This window comes from Odoribacter sp. N54.MGS-14 (assembly GCF_000980295.1).
GTDB classification, from domain to species: Bacteria; Bacteroidota; Bacteroidia; order Bacteroidales; family Marinifilaceae; genus Odoribacter; species Odoribacter splanchnicus.
Genome location: NZ_LARL01000171.1, coordinates 1 through 749, shown reverse-complemented (window position 1 = coordinate 749; position 749 = coordinate 1). Strand labels below are relative to the sequence as shown.

The following is a 749-nucleotide window of genomic DNA, read 5'->3' as shown; positions in this document are numbered from 1 at the left end:
AAGATTATTTTATTAAAAATGAATAGATTTGCAAAGATGAAAAAAGAAAGGATTTACACACTTTTGGGGACACTATCGATGATAGTGTGTCTGTCCGATATGTGCTTTAAAAAAATGGAAACAAAAAAGAGTCCCGAATATTTACTCGAAACTCTTTTTCTTGGCGGTCTGGACGGGACTCGAACCCGCGACCCCATGCGTGACAGGCATGTATTCTAACCAGCTGAACTACCAGACCAAAATGTTATTCTTTATCGCTATTCCGTTGAATTGCGGTGCAAAGATAGGTGGATTTTTTGAATTAGCAATAGTTTAGGATGAAAAAATTAGAACAAATCGATAAATTTCATACTTTTGTCCCCCATATATAATTAACACTAGCATGAAAAATACTCCTGTAGACTATCAGACAGCCAGACGGATTATCGATGGCTTTGGACTTCCCGATTTTGGGAAAGCGACTATCCGGGAGGTAGTTGCCATATCCACGCAATTGGAACAAGAAACGGGAACCGAGTTCATCCATATGGAAATGGGCGTACCGGGCTTGAAAGCCGCTCAAGTAGGCGTAGACGCTGAGATCGAAGCCCTTCGTAACGGTATAGCGTCTATCTACCCGAACATCAACGGAACTCCCGAAGTGAAAAAGCAAGCTTCCCGCTTTATCAAGGCGTTTATAAATATAGATATAGACCCGGAGTGTTGCGTACCCGTAACCGGTTCCATGCAGGGCACATACGCCTCTTTCC

Annotated in this window: 1 tRNA gene and 1 pseudogene; one reads left to right on the top strand and one right to left on the bottom strand. The window is 42.3% G+C overall.

The annotated features are described in order from the left end of the window. Positions 1–161 precede the first annotated feature (161 nt). Positions 162–238, bottom strand: a tRNA-Asp gene (locus WS42_RS14915). A 144-nt stretch (positions 239–382) separates the two neighbouring features. Here WS42_RS14915 and WS42_RS14910 point away from each other — a divergent pair. Continuing rightward, positions 383–749 (top strand): annotated as a pseudogene (locus WS42_RS14910) (pyridoxal phosphate-dependent aminotransferase); the annotation flags it as partial.